We start from the raw sequence: 16,412 nt of genomic DNA on the forward strand, positions 1-16,412 counted from the left end.
AACAGGAACCGACTGTTGGAACTGCCAGGACTTCAGCCGCCCGCCCCGTTCCCGATTCCACCATTCACCGCGCTGATGCGCTGCAGCCATGCAGGCCGAGGCGAAGCATCCAGCCAGTTCTTGACGATCAATCCCAGTTCCGTATCACCGGCAATCCGCAAGCGGCGTTGGAAGAACAAGGTGTCGGCATCTGTTTCCGCGCGCATGAGCGCCAGAAAGTCGGCAAGCTTCGCACCGAGTTCCAGTTCGGCGGGGCCAGCTTGCGATCCCTTGTTCCACAGCGGCCGGAAGGCGCCGTCGCGCACCACGAAGGTGCTGCGAAGCCCCAGGTCTTCGACGGTGATGGCAAAGGTGCGTCCGTTCAGTTCGGCGGGCGGTTCCAGCCACTTGAGCCGGCGGGCCAGTTCAAGTCCCGCGACAAAATGCAGGGACACGAAAGGGCCCGGCACGCGCTTGCCCAGCTTGGCCAGCATGGGCGGTAGATTCAGAGCTGCGCTCATGCGGCGGCCTCCTGCAGGCCGATGCCGGCCTGTCCATAGTAGTAACCATTGCAGCGGCCGATCCCCTCGGGCGGCGAGACCGCATCGGGCTTGGCGCCGCGGCGCGTCGCGTCCAGCGCGGCGATCGCCTCCAGCGTGCCCGACGATTGCGGGCTGACGCGCAGAACGTCCACGCCCATGCCAGCCAGTTCGGGCGCTTCGGCCAACAGGTCCAGGCAAGCCGCCGATTGAACCTGAATGCCGTTGATTCCCAGAAATTCGCGCGATTCGCGGGTGCGCATGTCCAGGCCGTCGGGATGCTCGATGCAGCGGAATCCGCAGTCGTCCTTCTTCAGGCGGAAATGCCGCGCCGTGAAGCAGCGTGCCGAAAACGCCAGCGCCATCCGGCCCCAAACCATGACTTCGGCTTGCATGCCGGTGGGGCGTTCGCGCAGCAACCGTCCCAACGTGGGCCCGTCCATTTCAAGCGGGGCGACAAAACGCACGGCGCCGCGGCTGGCCAGCCAGGTCAGTGTGCCGCCGTGATAGGCATTGACGTGCGGACCGGCAACAAAGCCGCGGCCGCTGAGGTGGCGCACCGCGCCCAGTTCGCCGGCCTCGACCATGAAATCCTGCTGCTCGCACAGCTTCTTAAGGGCGCTGGCCTCTGCGCCGGTCTCGATCAGCGTGCGGCCCGACAGCACGACCGTCTTGCCCACCGCGCGCAGGTCACGCGCCAGCTCAAGCCAATCGTCGGCGCGCAGTTCGTGACGCCGGCTACAGACGGTTTCGCCAATGTAGATGATGTCCGCCGGGCTTTCAGCCAGGGCGGCGTAGAAATCCATGGTGTGCTGGCGCGGCCAGTAGTACAGCAAGGGGCCGACTGAAATCTGGAATGGGATGGAGGTCATTTCCATGGACGTTCGAAAGCGCCTTGTGTGACTTGTGAACCCTCGGCATGGCGCGCCAGCATGGCGTTCCATTCGGGGCGCGGAGAGAAGCGCGCGGCGTCTGCGTGCACGCTGTCCAGCGCGGCGCGCAGCGTGGACACCACCTGCGTGACGTACGCCGGGCTGCGTTGGCGCCCTTCGATCTTGATGGCCGACACGCCCATCTCGGCGAGCTTGGGCAACAGGCCGATGGCGTTCAGGCTGGTGGGCTCTTCGAGTGCGTGGTCGGCTTGCCCGTCCACTTCGAACCGGCCCTTGCACAGCGTGGGGTACGCAGCCGGTTCGCCGGGTTCGTAGCGGTCGATGAGAATGCCGGACAGCCGCGCATCCATGCGGCCGTCTTCTTCGACCCAGCGCACGGCGTGCGCGGGCGAACAGACGCCCTTGTTGTTGGGAGAATCGCCGGTGGCGTACGACGACAGCAGGCAGCGGCCCTCGGCCATGACGCACAGGCTGCCGAAACCAAAGACCTCGACCTCGACACTGACGTTGGCGCAGATGCGGGCGATTTCCGTCAATGTCAGCACGCGCGGCAGCACCACGCGGCGAATGCCGAACTGTTCCTTCATGAGTTCGATGGCGTCGGTGTGGGTGGCCGAACCCTGCACCGACAGATGCAGGCGAAGATCGGGATAGCGGTCGCTGGCGTAGGCCAGAAGGCCCGGATCGGCCATGATGACCGCGTCGGCGCCCAGGTCATGGGCGGCATCGACGGCGGCCTGCCATTCCGCCATGCGGCCTGCCTGCACAAACGTGTTGATGGCGAACAGCACATGCCGGTTGTGGCGATGCGCCAGTTCGACGCCGGCGCGGATGTCTGATTCGGTGAAATTGAGCCCGGCAAAGTTGCGGGCGTTGGTGGCGTTCTTGAGCCCGAGATAGACGGTGTCGGCGCCCGCTTCAATCGCCGCTTTCAAGGCGGCCAGACTGCCTGCCGGGGCCACGAGCTCTATGGGAGAGGTTCGAGTTTGCATGACGGCCAGTCTATGGGCCGCCCGTCCCCCGGGCCTTGTCGAAAATCAAACCGCGCGGCGCGCGTGGCGCCTTTTTATCGGACTATTCCTCGGTGTACAGGCCGCGCTCGACGGCATACACGGCAACCTGCACGCGGCTGGTCAGATTGAGCTTTTTCAGCACGTTCTGCACGTGGATCTTGACGGTGCTTTCGCTGACGTCCAGTTCGCGCGCAATGACCTTGTTGCTGGCGCCACGCGCCAGCCATTGCACGATCTGCGTTTCGCGCGCAGTGAGGCGGTGGCGCTCGGCCGTGCCGGGCGGCGGCGGCGTCTGGCTGGCCTGTCCGCGAAACTGTTCCACTAGCTTGGCCGTCATGCTGTCCGCGATGACGGCTTCGCCGTTGGCGGCGCGGCGGATCGCGGACACCAGCGCGTCCGCGTCGATATTCTTGACGAGATAACCGCGGGCGCCGTCGCGCAACGCCTGGCCAAGCTCGTCGGCTTCTTCCGAGACCGTCAGGATGATGACCGCGCAGCCGGGCAGATCCTGCGTCAGGAGTTGCAGCGTTTCCAGACCCGAGAGACCGGGCAGGTTCAGGTCCAGCAGCACGACGTCGGGTTTCAGTTCCTTGGCGCGCTTCAGGCCCTCGACGCCGTCCCCCGCCTCGGCCACGACTTCGAAGTCGGGCTGGCGCTGCAACAGCAGGCGGACACCGGAGCGGAACAGGGTGTGGTCGTCGATGAGCAGGATGCGGATGGTCATGGTAGGCAAGGATGTCAGGCGGCCTGGCGTTCGGCGCCAGGCAGGGTGAGCGCCACGCGCGTGCCGGCGCCGGGCTGCGATTCGAGTTTTATCACGGCGCGCATCCGGGCGGCGCGCTCGCGCATGATGTGCAGGCCGACATGGGATTCGCCGCGCTCGGCGACGTCGGCCGGATCATACCCCTGCCCGTCGTCGGCGATCAGCAGGGTGAAGTCCCGGCCGTTCTCCACGGCGATGCGCACGCGGCTGGCTTCGGAATGCTTGCGCACGTTGGACAGCGCTTCCTGCAGGATGAACAGCACCTGCAGTTGCTGCTCGGGCTGCAGCGGCGCGCCTTCGCCCTGGCTGAATGTCAGGTCGGTTTCGATGGCGGTCTGGCGGCGGAAACGCGCCACGGTGTCTTCGATGGCTGCCTGCAGGTCGCCCTGCGACAGCTTGCTGCGGAAGTTGGTCAGGAGCTCGCGCACGTCCTGATAGCTTTCGTCCACGCCGGTGCGCAAGAGCGGCAGGATTTCGCTGACCTCTTCTTCGTCGCCGCGCTTGATGGCGGCATCCAGCATCTGCAGTTGCAGGTTCAGGAAGTTCAGCCCTTGCGCCAGGCTGTCGTGCAGGCCCTGGGCCACCAGGCCGCGCTCTTGCACCACGGCCAACTGGCGAGCCTGCGCGCTCAGGCGCCGGTTGTCCAGCGCCACGCCCAGGTGCTGCCCCAGCGTTTCCAGCAATTGCGACTCCGACGCCGCCAGCCGGCGCTGCGTGCGGAAATGCAGCGAATACGACCCCAGGACCTCGTCGCGCGTCACGATGCGGAACACCGCCACGCTGGAAAAGCCGTCGCGCTGGCAGTTCAGGTCCAGGTCCGGCGGCGACTGGCGGAAGTCCTGGATCACGATGACGCCGGCCTGCCGGGTGGCCACGCCGCAATAGCAGTCATCGACCTTCATGCAGTGTTCGGATTCGACCAATTCGTTGGACAGACCCACCGACACCACGAGGTTGAGCTTTTCGTTGTTGGGATCCAGCGCGCGGATGCTGCCGGCGTCCGCATCGAACTGCAGCATGACGCGGCGCAGGAAGCCATCGCACATGGCTTCGATCTCGTTGGGCTGGTTCAGGAACGCCGCCATGTCGTACAGCGCGCCGATGTCGCGGTTCTGCGCAGCAAGCTGCGCCGTCTTCTGCTCCACCCGCTGCTCCAGGCTGGTGTACAGGTCTTGCAGTTCGTCGGCCATGCGGTTGTAGCCGCGGGCCAGCACGCCGAACTCGTCCTGGCTTTCCACGGGCAGGCGGGTGCTGAATTCTCGGTCGGCCATGCGCTGTAGGCCATCGCGCAGGCGCAACACCGGCGAGATGATCCACAGGTACAACAGGTAGATCATGGCCAACGTACCCGCGCTGGCAATCGCCGCCAGCACGCCCTGCGAGAGCCGCAGCGACGTCGTCTTGCCGGCGTTGTCCTGTTCGATCATGCGCACCAGCGTATCGGCGCGGGCCACGAACTCGGGCAACGTTTCCAGGTAGCTTGATGCATCCGGCTGGCCGATGGAGCGCAAGGCCGCGGGCTTCATGATGTCGCGCCAATACGCGGCCACGTCGTGCCACTGGGCGCGGATGGCGTTGTCGTTGGGGATGAACAGCGGCCGAGCGGGATTGCCCCGCGCCAGCCGGGCGATGGTTTCGTCCAGGATCGCGATCTGTTCGGTGGTGCGCACTTCACGGCCGGCTTGCGGACGCATCAGCTCGACGGCGACGCGATTGGCCCGCATGCGCAGGCTACCGGTATCGTTGATGGCGGCGCCCGCGCCTTCCAGTTGCCACGACAGCCACAGCGTCCAGCTGACCATGGACAGCACGACGATCAGCGCCAGCAGTGAACTTGCCACGATGCGCGTGGACAGCCGGTGCCGGGGCGATGGCAGCGCGTCGGTTTGGGCAGCGGTATCGGTGGACTTCATGAATGTCGGGGCTGGGAGCGCAGTTCGGGTGTCAGTGTAGTCGCTTCCCGCCGGCAATCCGGCGCGCGCGTGCCCATTCCGTAACTCACGAGATCAACGCAGTCCAAGCGTGCGGCACAGAAAATCCGCAACCTGGGCAGGTTCGTTCAGCGGCAGGCAGGGCAAGGCGATGTCCAGCGGCGCATCGGTCACGACCGCCAGGAATGAAGGGTCTTCCGTGTGCAGCGGCGGCTTGCCCAGCGCCGGGCGGTAGACCTCGATGCGCGGAATCGCCGCCTGCTTGAAACCTTCGACCAGCACAAGGTCCGCAGGCGACAGCCGCGCCAGTTGCGCCTCCAGCGTGGGTTCCGGCGCGTCGCGCAGTTCGTGCACGATGGCGTACCGGTATGGCGAGGCGATCATGACTTCCTGCGCGCCTGCGGTGCGGAACCGCGCGCTGTCCTTACCCGGCGGTTCCATTTGAAAGTCGTGATGGCTGTGCTTGATCACGTTCACGCGCAGTCCGCGCGCGCCAAGCAGCGGCAGCATGGCTTCGATCAGGGTGGTTTTGCCGCTGCCTGAGCGGCCGGCGATACCGAATACGGGAGTCATACGAGGGCGGGTTCCGTCAGCAAGGGACATACGATGGGCAGAAATGTGTCTGCCCGCGGGGAGTATGCCAGCAAAGCGCCCGCCACCAGGTCGAAATACCAGCCATGCAGCGACAGGCTGCCCGCGTCGACCGCCCGCCGCACGAACGGCAGATCTTCAAGATTGCGCAGCGAAATCAGGATGGAAGCCTGTTCGCACGCGCGCCGGCGCTCTTCTTTCGAGGCATCCGGCATCTGCCGCAGCACCTGCTCGCGCGCCGGTTCGGCAATGTCCATCCAGCGTCCCAGATAGTCGGTTTCGCCGTCGCGGCGGATGCCCCGCTCCATCAGGGCGCGGATGCCGCCACATTGCGCGTGACCCAGCACGATGATGCGGCTGACCTGCAATTGCTCGACCGCAAACTGGATAGCCGCCAGCACGCCCTGCAGGCCCCGGTCCTTGCTGCACGGCGGCACCAGGTTCGCCACGTTGCGCACGGTGAAGATGTCGCCCGGATCACACCCCAGCAGCATGGCCGGATCCACCCGCGAATCGCAACAGCCGATCAGCAGCGTGCTGGGATGCTGGCCATCGCGCAGATTGCGGTACAGCATTGGTGCGTCTTCGTAGTATTGCTGCTGAAAGCGCTGGAAGCCGCCGACGAGTCGTTCAAGGTCTTGCATGTCAGCCTCCCGTTTGCGCCATGAAGCGCACGATGCGTTCGGGCCGGGCGTTGAAGTCATGGCGCTCCGGCTTGGCCGCGATGCCTGCCCGGATGGCCTGGACGAGCTCGGCGTCGCTGGCGCCCGCGCGCAGCAGGTGTCCAAGCGGCACCTGGTCTTCCTGGCCCAGGCACAGATACAAGGTGCCGTCCACGCCCAACCGCACGCGGTTGCAGGTGGCACAGAAATGGCGCGACATGGGCGTGATGACGCCCAGCACGGGCGCGCCCTGCCCGCTTGTCCAGTAACGCGCCGGGCCGTTGCGCGATTCCGCCAGCGACGGCACCAGACCGGCATCGGCCGCCAGGCGTGCGCCCATCGCATTCAGGTCGGTATGCGCGAACCCGCGGCCGCATTCGCCCATCGGCATGGGTTCGATCAGACGCAGCACGAAGCCCTGCTCCACCGCATAGGACAGCAGGCGGCGGACTTCGGATTCGGGCGTGGCGGCGTGCACCACGCTGTTGAGCTTGATGGGGGAAAAGCCCGCTTGCCGCGCGGCCGCCAGTCCGGCCAGCACCGAATCCAGGCAGTCGCGCCCGGTGATCTGCGAGAACGCCGCGGCGTCCAGCGTGTCCAGGCTGATGTTCAGCCGGCTTACCCCGGCCGCGCGCAGCGACTGCGCATGGCGCACAAGCTGGGTGGCGTTGGTGGACACGGACAGATCGCGCAGCCCGGGCATGGCGGCGATGGTGGCGGCCAACCCGGCCACACCCTTGCGCAGCAGCGGTTCGCCGCCAGTCAGCCTGACCTTGGCCACGCCCAGGCCCACGAACAACCCGACCAGCCGGGCCATTTCGTCGTGGGACATCCAGTTGGCCGGCGTCTCGAAGCCCTTGAAGCCCTTGGGCAGGCAGTAGCTGCACCGCAGGTCGCAGCGATCGGTGACCGAGACCCGCAGATAGTCGATGCGACGGCCGAAGCCGTCCGCCAATACGGCAGGGGCTGGCTCGTCCATCATGCGGCGCTCCCGGCGAACACCCGTTCGGGTTCGCCGTCGTCCAGATCGATGCCGGAGATCTTGGCGCGCCCGACCAGCAGCTTGGTGTATTGCCGCCAGGCGGTGTCACGGCTCATGGTGGTGAGCGCCGTGGCAATCTGCTTTGCGACGTGTTCGTACGGCAGCAGGCGGCCCTCGACGCGGCGCGTGACGCGCACGATATGCAGCCCGTGCCGCGTCTGCAGCAGCTGCGGCAGCAGCCCGCCCGAAGGCAGCGCGAACACCGCGCGTTCGAACTCCGGCACGGTGTCGCCGCGCCCGAGCTGGCCCAGATTGCCGCCGACGGCGGCGGACGGGCAATTGGACTGCTCGCGGGCAACTTCCGCAAACCGCGAGGGATCGGCCAACAGCTCGGTCAGCACCACATTGGCATGCGCCTTCAGCATGTCCAGGTTCACGTCGGGCGTGACCTGGAACAGGATGTGATCGGCCTCGACCAGTTCACCCACCATGAAGCGCTCGGGGTGCATCTGATAGAAGCGCCGGCACGCCTGATCGTCGGCTTCGGGCGCGGGGGCCTGGCTGGCGAGCAAGGCGCCGATGGCGCTTTCCTCGTCGGACACATCCAGGCCTTGCCGGCCGGCCTCGTCCAGCAGGACGCGCCGCAGCACCAGGGCCGTGACGGCCTCGCGCATGGGATTGCCGGCCTCGGCGTGCAAGGGCAGTTCACGTTCCAGATCCGCGTCGTTCAGTTCGACGCCATTGACGATGACAGGCATGTTCGGCTCCTAAGACGGTGGATCAGCGAGGACGGACGAGTTGCCAGGCCCGGCCCAGGTAGCCGATCGACGCAAAGCCGCTCCAGACGTGCACCAGGCGGGTGAACGGGAAGATCACGAACAGCGTGAGGCCCATGAACAGGTGCGCCTTGAACAGCAGCGGCACGCCGGCGATGTAGCTGGCGGCGTCGCCCTGGAACGTGACGATGTGCTGCGCCCAGGTCATCAGGTGCACCATCATTTCGCCGTCCATGTGGCCGGCCGACAGCACGATCGTGGACAGGCCCAGCAGCAGGGTCACCAGGATCCAGAGCAGCAGGATCTTGTCGCCCGGCCGCGTGGCGTGCGCGATGCGCGGATCGGTCAGGCGGCGGTGGATCAGGATGAGCAGGCCGATCAGGCACAGCCCGCCCATCACGCCGCCGGCCACCATGGCGACCATCTGCTTGAGCGAGTGCGAGACACCCAGCGTGTCCCACACGACGACGGGCGTCAGCAGGCCGGCCATGTGGCCGAAGAACAGGCCGATGATGCCGATGTGGAAGAGGATGTTGCCCAGCCGCAACTGGCCGCGGTGCAGCAGTTGCGAGCTGTCGGACTTCCAGGTGTATTGCTCGCGTTCAAAGCGCGCCAGGCTGCCGAGCAGGAAGATGGTCAGCGCGATGTACGGATAGATGCCGAAAAGAAACTGGTTCAGGGAGTTCATGATGCGTCGTCCTGGGCATTAATGAGTCGCGGCGGAACGGGGATGGAAGTGCACGGGCTGTGCGCCGCCCCCCGAGAACGGCCGCAGCAGCGGTTCCACGCCGTCCGGGCCGGCCCCGAAGGCCTCCATTGCCTCGTCCATGTCGCGCACCGGCGCCTCGGTCTGCACGCGCGGAATGACGCGGGACTGAGCGCGCAGCACGGCAAAGACGCAGGCATAGGAGCTTTCGCTCTTGGCCAGCCGCGCGCCGATGGCCGCCAGCACGTGGATGGCTTCGTCCAGCAGTTCCTGGGCCGTGTCGGGATCGATGACCCCCAGGAACTCCAGGAACAGGGGCACATGGTCCGGCAGTTCGGACACCATCGGCTCGAAGCCGTGGGCGCGGTAGGTTTCCAGCAGGTCCACCATCGCCTGGCCGCGATCGCGGCTTTCGCCGTGCACGTGCTCGAACAGGTGCAGCGAATGCGAACGGTTGCGGTCAAAGGTGGCGACGTAGTTCTCTTGCAAGGGAATCAGGTCGTTGGAGGCCAGGTAGCTCACCAGGGGCTGCAGGGTTTCCTCGGCGTCCGGATAGGCCGCGAGGGCCTCTTCCAGTTCACCCAGATAGTCCAGCAGCTCCGGCTCGGGGTAGCACAGCATGGCGGAAAGCAGTCGGTACAGGCTCATGATGTTTTCCTTTCCTCAGGCCGAAACGGCCTTCTTGCGCGACTTGGGCATCTCGATGAAGATTTCGCTGCCCTGCGGCTTGCGGCCGAACAGGGTGCCTTCCGACACGCCGCCCGAGCAGCCGTTGCCAAAGGTGAAGCCGCAGCTTCCCTTCTCGTTGAAACTGTCCTCAACCACTTCCTTGTGGCTGCTGGGCACGACGAAGCGGTCTTCGTAGTTGGCGATGGCCATGATGCGGTACATGTCCTGCACCGTTTCCTCGGTCAGGCCGACCTGGTCCAGCAACACCGTGTCGCGTTCGCCGTGGACGGTCTCGGACCGCTTGAAGGCGCGCATGGCCAGCATGCGTTCCAGGGCCTGCAGCACCGGCGCTTCCTTGCCGGCGGTCAGCAGGTTGGCCAGGTAGCGCACGGGGATGCGCAAGGTCGACACATCCGGGATCATGCCGCTCTTGCCCACGGTGCGCTGGGGCATCTTGCCCGATTCAGCGGCCGTCTGGATGGGCGACAGCGGGGGGATGTACCAGACCATCGGCAGCGTGCGGTATTCCGGATGCAGCGGGAAGGCGACCTTCCATTCAACGGCCATCTTGTAGACGGGCGAGTTGCGCGCGGCTTCCAGCCACGATTCCGGGATGCCCTGCTCGCGCGCCGCGGCGATCACCTCGGGCGAATGCGGGTCCAGGAACAGGTCGAGCTGCGACTGGTACAGATCCTGCTCGTTCGCGGTGGACGCCGCGTTCTCGATCTGGTCGGCGTCGTACAGCAGCACGCCCAGGTAGCGGATGCGGCCCACGCAGGTTTCCGAGCACACGGTCGGCTGGCCGGCCTCGATGCGCGGGTAGCAGAACGTGCACTTCTCGGCCTTGCCGCTGTTCCAGTTGTAGTAGATCTTCTTGTACGGGCAACCCGAGATGCACATGCGCCAGCCGCGGCACTTGTCCTGGTCGACCAGGACGATGCCGTCGTCTTCGCGCTTGTAGATGGAGCCGGACGGGCAGCTGGCGACACAGGCCGGGTTCAGGCAGTGTTCGCACAGGCGCGGCAGGTACATCATGAAGGTGTTCTCGAAGGTCGAGTACATCTCCTTCTGCACGCCTTCAAACAGGGCGTCACGGCTGCGCGAGCTGAATTCGCCGCCCAGGTCGTCTTCCCAGTTCGGGCCCCAATGGATCTTTTCCATCTTCTTGCCCGTCAGCACCGACACCGGACGCGCGGTGGGCGGCGTTTGCGACAGCGGCGCGTTCTTCAGGTGCTCGTAATCGAAGGTGAACGGCTCGTAGTAGTCGTCGATGGCGGGCAGGTTCGGGTTGGCGAACAGGTTGGCCAGGATGCGCAGCTTGCCGCCTTGACGCGGTTCCAGCTTGCCGGCGGCCGTGCGGCTCCAGCCGCCCTTCCACTTTTCCTGGTTTTCCCATTCTTTCGGATAGCCGATGCCGGGCTTGGTTTCCACGTTGTTGAACCAGGCATACTCGACACCATCGCGGCTGGTCCAGACGTTCTTGCAGGTGACCGAGCAAGTGTGGCAGCCAATGCACTTGTCCAGGTTCAGCACCATGCCGATTTGGGCGCGTATCCTCATGATTGCTTCTCTTCTTGTTGCAGTTCTTCGACGAGCGGGCCTTCCAGCCAGTCCACCTTCTTCATCTTGCGCACGACCACGAATTCGTCGCGGTTGGCGCCCACGGTGCCGTAGTAGTTGAAACCGTAGGCCTGCTGGGCGTAGCCGCCGATCATGTGCGTGGGCTTGAGCACCGTGCGCGTGACCGAGTTGTGGATGCCGCCGCGCTTGCCGCTGGTTTCAGCGCCCGGCACGTTCACGATCTTTTCCTGTGCGTGGTACATCAGGCACATGCCGACCGGAACGCGCTGGCTCACGACCACCCGGGCGGTCAGCGTGCCGTTGACGTTGAACACTTCGACCCAGTCGTTGTCGACCAGACCGGCCTGCTTGGCCTCGGCCTCGGACACCCACACGTGGGGGCCGCCGCGGCTCAGGGTCAGCATGCGCAGGTTGTCCGAGTACGTGCTGTGGATGCCCCACTTCTGGTGCGGCGTGATCCAGTTCAGCACCAGTTCCTTTTCGCCGTTCGGGTACTTGCCCAACATGGGCGCAACCGTCTTGGTGTCGATGGCGGGCTTGTACACGCACGAGCCTTCGCCAAAGTCCAGCATCCAGCGGTGATCCTGGTAGAACTGCTGGCGGCCCGTCAGGGTGCGCCATGGGATCAGTTCATGGACGTTGGTGTAGCCGGCGTTGTAGCTGACTTCTTCGCTTTCCAGGCCGGACCAGGTGGGCGCCGAGATGATCTTGCGCGGCTGGGCCTGGATGTCGCGGAAGCGGATCTTGTCGTGCTCGCGGCCGACCGCCAGGTGCGTGTGGTCGCGTCCGGTAATCTTGCCCAGCGCTTCCCAGGCCTTGACCGAGACGTGGCCGTTGGTTTCCGGTGCGAAGGTCAGAATCATTTCGGCCGCGTCGATGGCGGTGTCCAGGCGCGGACGGCCCTGGCTGACGCCGGCTTCGGTGACGCTGTCGTTGATGCCGGCCAGCTCGTGGACCTCGTGCTGCGTGTTCCAGTTGATGCCCTTGCCGCCGTTGCCCAGCTTGTCCAGCAGCGGACCCACCGACGTGAACTTGCGGTAGATGTCGTTGTAGTCACGTTCGACCACCGTCATGGACGGCGCGGTCTTGCCGGGGATCAGGTCGCATTCGCCCAGCTTCCAGTCCTTGGGTTCGAAGGCCTGGCCGAGCTCTCCCGGGGTGTCGTGCATCAGCGGGGTCAGCACCAGATCGCGGCGCTTGCCGAGGTACGGGCCGCCGATGTCGGTGAACTTCTTGGCCAGCAGCTTGTAGATTTCCCAGTCGGTCTTGCTTTCCCAGAGCGGCTGCACGGCTTCGCTGAGCGGATGGATGAAGGGGTGCATGTCGGACGTGTTGAGGTCGTCCTTTTCGTACCAGGTGGCCGTGGGCAGCACGATGTCGCCGTACAGGCACGTGGTGCTCATGCGGAAATCCAGCACCGTCAGCAGGTCCAGCTTGCCTTCGGCCGCGTCTTCCTCGTAGGTGACTTCGGTCGGCTTGATGGCATCGCCTTCGTCGCCGAACACGGCGTTCTGCGTGCCCAGCAGGTACTTCAGGAAGTACTCGTGGCCCTTGCCGCTGGAGCCCAGGATGTTGGAGCGCCACACGAACATGTTGCGCGGGAAGTTGGCGGGATCGTCGGGGTTCTCGCAGGACATGCGCAGTTCGCCCGACTTCATCTGTTCGACCGCGTGGGCGACGGGGTCCTTGCCCAGGCTGTCGGCTTGCGCCACCACGTCCAGCGGATTGGTGCGCAGTTGCGGCGCCGACGGCAGCCAGCCCATGCGCTCGGCGCGGGCGTTCAGGTCGATCATGCTGAGTTCGCCGTACTTGGCGCGGTCGGCGGTGGGGCCGAGCACTTCCTGCACGTTCAGCTTTTCATGGCGCCATTGGCTGGTGTGGGCGTAGAAGAACGAGGTGCCGTTCATCTGGCGCGGCGGGCGGACCCAATCCGAGGCGAAGGCCAGGGGCGCCCAGCCGAACTGCGGGCGCAGCTTTTCCTGGCCCACGTAGTGCGCCCAGCCGCCGCCGCTCTTGCCGACGCAACCGCACATCATCAGCATGTTGATGATGCCGCGGTAGATCATGTCCATGTGGTACCAGTGGTTCAGGCCGGCGCCGACGATGACCATGGACTTGCCTTCGGTGTCGTGCGCGTTCTGGGCGAATTCGCGCGCCACCTGAATGACCTGTGCGCGCGGCACGCTGGTGTGCTTTTCCTGCCAGGCGGGGGTGTAGGGAACGTCGTCGTCGTACGACGACGCGACGTTGCCGCCACCCAGGCCGCGGTCAAGACCGTAGTTGGCCATCTGCAGGTCGTACACGGTGGCGACCAGCGCCTCGGTGCCGTCCGCCAGACGGATGCGGCGGGCGGGCACGTTGCGCACCAGGAGTTCGTCGTGTTCGCTACCGAAGTACGGGAAGCCCACGCCGACCACGTCGTCCGACTGACCCAGCAGGGTCAGCGTGGGGACGATTTCGCGGCCCGAGCCGCCGTCCTTGGATTCGAGGTTCCAGCGGCCGACCTTTTCGCCGTCGTTGACAGCGCCCTCGCCCCAGCGGAAACCGATGCTGCCGTTGGGCGCCACCAGATCGCCGGTGGACTCGTCCAGCACCAGCGTCTTCCAGTCGGGGTTGTTCTGTTCGCCGAGCCCGTTGTCGAGCTGCGAGGCGCGCAGGAAATGGTCAGGCGCGTAGAAGCCGTCGCGCTCCTTGAGCTGCACCAGCATCGGCATGTCGGTGTAGCGGCGCACGTAGTCGGTGAAGTAGGCCGACTTGCCCGAGAGGTGGAATTCCTTGAGGATGACGTGGCCCATGGCCATGGCCAGCGCGGCGTCGGTACCCTGCTTGGGGGCCAGCCAGATGTCGCCGAACTTGACCATTTCGCCGAAGTCGCTGGACACGGCCACGGTCTTGGTGCCCTTGTAGCGGACTTCAGTGTAGAAGTGCGCATCGGGGGTGCGGGTCTGCGGGACGTTCGAGCCCCAGACCATCAGGTAGGTGGAGTTGTACCAGTCGGCAGATTCCGGAACGTCGGTCTGTTCGCCCCAGATCTGGGGGCTGGCGGGGGGAAGATCGCAGTACCAGTCGTAGAAGCTGAGGCAGGCGCCGCCCAGGAGGCTGAGGTAACGGGCGCCGGCGGCGTAGCTGACCATGGACATGGCGGGAATCGGCGAAAAGCCGATCACGCGGTCGGGACCGTACTTCTTGATGGTGAGCGCGTTGGCGGCGGCGATGATTTCGGTGGCGGTGTCCCAATCGGCGCGGACGAAGCCGCCCAGGCCGCGCACCGACTTGTAGCGCTTGGCGCGCTTGGGATCCTGGCTGATCCATTCCCAGGCGGCGATCGGGTCCATGGTCTTGCGGGCTTCGCGCCACATTTCGATCAGGCGGCCGCGGATCATGGGGTACTTCACGCGCTGCGCCGAGTACACATACCAACTGTACGAGGCGCCGCGGGGACAGCCGCGCGGCTCGTGGTTGGGCAGATCGGGACGGGTGCGGGGGTAGTCGGTCTGCTGGGTTTCCCAGGTGATCAGGCCGTTCTTGACATAGACCTTCCAGGAGCAGGAGCCGGTGCAGTTCACGCCGTGGGTGGAACGCACCACCTTGTCGTGCTGCCAGCGGGCGCGGTAGGCGTTCTCCCACTTGCGGTCCTCGTTGACGGTTTCGCCGTGACCGTTCGCGAAGGTGGACTTCACCCGCGACATGAACTTCAACCGGTCCAGAAAATGACTCATTGTGTTTCTCCAAGAACGCCGGCCTGGCCGGCGCGTACTGCGATCAATGCTGTTGAAGCAACTTTAGGTCTGGGCTGTCTGGCGGACCATTCGCCGGTGGCACAACCCGGGTTCGGCAGAGTGACTAGTTATCGAAGCAGGCCGAACTAGTCGTGCCGCGCCGGCCGGGCTGCGCAGGCCGCGCGCACAGGCCGGCCCCGACAGACGCTTAGCAGGGAACGGGCGCGTTGCGGCGCGCGTAGTACCACCACGTGATCACCATGCAGGTGGCGTAGAAGCCGATGAAGCAAACCAGCGCGGTCTGGACGCTGCCCGTCATGTCGAGCGACGTGCCGAAGCTGCGCGGGATGAAGAAGCCGCCATAGGCGCCGATGGCGCCGGAGAAGCCCAGCACGGCCGCCGATTCCTTGGCCGCTTCCGCCATGGCCTGCTTTTGCGCGGCCGGGCCCTTGCCCTGCGCGGCCTGCGTGCGTTCGCGCAGGAAGATCACGGGGATCATGCGGAACGTCGAGCCGTTGCCCAGGCCGGTCAGCGCGAAGAGCACGATGAACATGGCCAGGAACCCGTTGAAGTCGCCCAGACGGCCGTCGCCCGGCAGGAACACCATGACACCTGCCACCGCGGCGATCATGGCCGCGAAGGTGAACAGCGTGACGCGTGCGCCGCCCAGCTTGTCGGACACCCAACCGCCCACGGGGCGGGTCAGCGATCCAACCAACGGCCCGAGGAAGGCGTACGCCATGGGATTGACCGTGGGAAACAGCGTCTTGGTCAGCATCGCGAAGCCCGCCGAGAAGCCGATGAAAGACCCGAACGTACCGACGTACAGCCAGCACATCAGCCAGTTGTGCTTACGCTTGAAGATGACGGCCTGATCGGCGAACGAGGCGCGCGCATCGGCGATGTCGTTCATGCCGAACCACGCGGCAATGGACGCCAGCGCGATGGGGACCACCCAGATGAAGCCCGCGTTCTGCAGCCACAGGTTCTGTTGCGTGCCATTGGCGTTGATGACCTGGGGTTCGCCGCCGGCGACGCCGAAGACGCCCATCGTGATGACCACCGGCACGACGAACTGCACCAGCGACACGCCCAGGTTGCCGATGCCGGCGTTCAGGCCCGTGGCCAGGCCCTTCTTTTCCTTGGGAAAGAAGAAGCTGATGTTGGCCATGCTGGAGCTGAAGTTGCCGCCGCCCAGGCCGCACAGCAGCGCCAGGATCAACAGCGTCGGAAACGAGGTCGTCGGGTCGCGCAGCGCGAAGCCCATGCCCAGCGCCGGAATCAGCAGCGAGGCGGTGGAAATGGCGGTCCACTTGCGCCCGCCGAAGACGGGCACGAGGAACGAGTAGAAGATGCGCAGCGTGGCGCCCGACAGCGCGGGCAGCGCCGTCAGCCAGAACAGCTGGTTCTTGGACAGCATGAAGCCGGCGCGGTCCAGGTTGACCACGACCACGCTCCACAGCATCCAGATGCTGAACGCCAGCATCAGCGCCGGGATCGAGATCCACAGATTGCGGTTGGCGACGCGCGCGCCGGTCTGTTTCCAGAAGCCGGGATTATCCGGCTCCCAGCGCGCAAGGACTTGAGTGGACATGAGGTTCTCTCAGG

At 65.6% G+C, this 16,412-nt stretch carries 14 protein-coding genes; all 14 read right to left on the bottom strand.

Annotated elements, in window-relative coordinates; all coding sequences use genetic code 11:
- Positions 1 to 32: 32 nt before the first annotated feature.
- The gene (locus tag RT697_RS01395) at positions 33 to 500 is read right to left on the bottom strand and encodes an SCP2 sterol-binding domain-containing protein (protein WP_313696657.1); all 468 of its coding nucleotides are present in this window, start codon (positions 498 to 500) and stop codon (positions 33 to 35) included.
- Complete coding sequence (locus RT697_RS01400; protein WP_313696658.1) at positions 497 to 1,396, bottom strand: U32 family peptidase; 900 nt, start codon at positions 1,394 to 1,396, stop codon at positions 497 to 499. Before RT697_RS01400 ends, RT697_RS01395 begins: the two co-directional genes overlap by 4 nt.
- Positions 1,387 to 2,403, bottom strand: a complete 1,017-nt coding sequence (locus tag RT697_RS01405; RefSeq protein ID WP_313696659.1) for a peptidase U32 family protein — start codon at positions 2,401 to 2,403, stop codon at positions 1,387 to 1,389. The genes RT697_RS01400 and RT697_RS01405 overlap by 10 nt, the downstream gene beginning before the upstream one ends.
- 82 nt (positions 2,404 to 2,485) lie before the next feature.
- Positions 2,486 to 3,148, bottom strand: a complete 663-nt coding sequence (locus tag RT697_RS01410; protein WP_313696660.1) for a response regulator transcription factor — start codon at positions 3,146 to 3,148, stop codon at positions 2,486 to 2,488.
- 14 nt (positions 3,149 to 3,162) lie between these two features.
- Positions 3,163 to 5,100, bottom strand: coding sequence for a type IV pili methyl-accepting chemotaxis transducer N-terminal domain-containing protein (locus tag RT697_RS01415; protein WP_313696661.1), 1,938 nt, complete (start codon positions 5,098 to 5,100; stop codon positions 3,163 to 3,165).
- A gap of 93 nt (positions 5,101 to 5,193) precedes the next feature.
- Entirely contained in the window at positions 5,194 to 5,691 is a 498-nt protein-coding gene (mobB, locus tag RT697_RS01420) for a molybdopterin-guanine dinucleotide biosynthesis protein B (RefSeq protein WP_313696662.1), read from the bottom strand.
- Complete coding sequence (locus RT697_RS01425) at positions 5,688 to 6,353, bottom strand: carbonic anhydrase (protein WP_313696663.1); 666 nt, start codon at positions 6,351 to 6,353, stop codon at positions 5,688 to 5,690. Before RT697_RS01425 ends, mobB begins: the two co-directional genes overlap by 4 nt.
- Position 6,354: 1 nt before the next feature.
- Positions 6,355 to 7,353, bottom strand: coding sequence for a GTP 3',8-cyclase MoaA (gene moaA / locus RT697_RS01430; protein WP_313696664.1), 999 nt, complete (start codon positions 7,351 to 7,353; stop codon positions 6,355 to 6,357).
- Entirely contained in the window at positions 7,350 to 8,111 is a 762-nt protein-coding gene (locus tag RT697_RS01435; RefSeq protein WP_175183638.1) for a peptidylprolyl isomerase, read from the bottom strand. The genes moaA and RT697_RS01435 overlap by 4 nt, the downstream gene beginning before the upstream one ends.
- 22 nt (positions 8,112 to 8,133) lie before the next feature.
- Positions 8,134 to 8,817 carry a respiratory nitrate reductase subunit gamma gene (gene narI / locus RT697_RS01440; protein ID WP_056561744.1) on the bottom strand — a complete coding sequence of 228 codons (684 nt, stop codon included), beginning with the start codon at positions 8,815 to 8,817 and terminating at the stop codon, positions 8,134 to 8,136.
- 18 nt (positions 8,818 to 8,835) lie between these two features.
- A complete protein-coding gene (narJ, locus tag RT697_RS01445; protein ID WP_313696665.1) occupies positions 8,836 to 9,483 on the bottom strand; it encodes a nitrate reductase molybdenum cofactor assembly chaperone in 648 nt (215 codons plus the stop codon).
- Between the two features lie 15 nt (positions 9,484 to 9,498).
- Positions 9,499 to 11,064, bottom strand: a complete 1,566-nt coding sequence (gene narH, locus RT697_RS01450; protein ID WP_313696666.1) for a nitrate reductase subunit beta — start codon at positions 11,062 to 11,064, stop codon at positions 9,499 to 9,501.
- On the bottom strand, positions 11,061 to 14,804 hold the full coding sequence (locus RT697_RS01455; RefSeq protein ID WP_313696667.1) for a nitrate reductase subunit alpha: 3,744 nt from the start codon (positions 14,802 to 14,804) through the stop codon (positions 11,061 to 11,063). Before RT697_RS01455 ends, narH begins: the two co-directional genes overlap by 4 nt.
- 208 nt (positions 14,805 to 15,012) lie before the next feature.
- Complete coding sequence (locus tag RT697_RS01460; RefSeq protein WP_313696668.1) at positions 15,013 to 16,398, bottom strand: NarK family nitrate/nitrite MFS transporter; 1,386 nt, start codon at positions 16,396 to 16,398, stop codon at positions 15,013 to 15,015.
- Positions 16,399 to 16,412: the final 14 nt, after the last annotated feature.

The organism is Achromobacter sp. (genome assembly GCF_032113835.1).
Taxonomy (GTDB): domain Bacteria; phylum Pseudomonadota; class Gammaproteobacteria; order Burkholderiales; family Burkholderiaceae_B; genus Achromobacter.

What these genes read in the sequence shown, in the direction of transcription:
- RT697_RS01395 (WP_313696657.1), bottom strand. Translation starts at nt 500, where the DNA reads ATGAGCGCAGCTCTGAATCTACCGCCCATGCTGGCCAAGCTGGGCAAG.
- RT697_RS01435 (WP_175183638.1), bottom strand. Translation starts at nt 8,111, where the DNA reads ATGCCTGTCATCGTCAATGGCGTCGAACTGAACGACGCGGATCTGGAA.
- RT697_RS01460 (WP_313696668.1), bottom strand. Translation starts at nt 16,398, where the DNA reads ATGTCCACTCAAGTCCTTGCGCGCTGGGAGCCGGATAATCCCGGCTTC.
- RT697_RS01425 (WP_313696663.1), bottom strand. Translation starts at nt 6,353, where the DNA reads ATGCAAGACCTTGAACGACTCGTCGGCGGCTTCCAGCGCTTTCAGCAG.
- mobB (WP_313696662.1), bottom strand. Translation starts at nt 5,691, where the DNA reads ATGACTCCCGTATTCGGTATCGCCGGCCGCTCAGGCAGCGGCAAAACC.
- narH (WP_313696666.1), bottom strand. Translation starts at nt 11,064, where the DNA reads ATGAGGATACGCGCCCAAATCGGCATGGTGCTGAACCTGGACAAGTGC.
- narI (WP_056561744.1), bottom strand. Translation starts at nt 8,817, where the DNA reads ATGAACTCCCTGAACCAGTTTCTTTTCGGCATCTATCCGTACATCGCG.
- RT697_RS01400 (WP_313696658.1), bottom strand. Translation starts at nt 1,396, where the DNA reads ATGGAAATGACCTCCATCCCATTCCAGATTTCAGTCGGCCCCTTGCTG.
- RT697_RS01415 (WP_313696661.1), bottom strand. Translation starts at nt 5,100, where the DNA reads ATGAAGTCCACCGATACCGCTGCCCAAACCGACGCGCTGCCATCGCCC.
- moaA (WP_313696664.1), bottom strand. Translation starts at nt 7,353, where the DNA reads ATGATGGACGAGCCAGCCCCTGCCGTATTGGCGGACGGCTTCGGCCGT.
- RT697_RS01455 (WP_313696667.1), bottom strand. Translation starts at nt 14,804, where the DNA reads ATGAGTCATTTTCTGGACCGGTTGAAGTTCATGTCGCGGGTGAAGTCC.
- narJ (WP_313696665.1), bottom strand. Translation starts at nt 9,483, where the DNA reads ATGAGCCTGTACCGACTGCTTTCCGCCATGCTGTGCTACCCCGAGCCG.
- RT697_RS01405 (WP_313696659.1), bottom strand. Translation starts at nt 2,403, where the DNA reads ATGCAAACTCGAACCTCTCCCATAGAGCTCGTGGCCCCGGCAGGCAGT.
- RT697_RS01410 (WP_313696660.1), bottom strand. Translation starts at nt 3,148, where the DNA reads ATGACCATCCGCATCCTGCTCATCGACGACCACACCCTGTTCCGCTCC.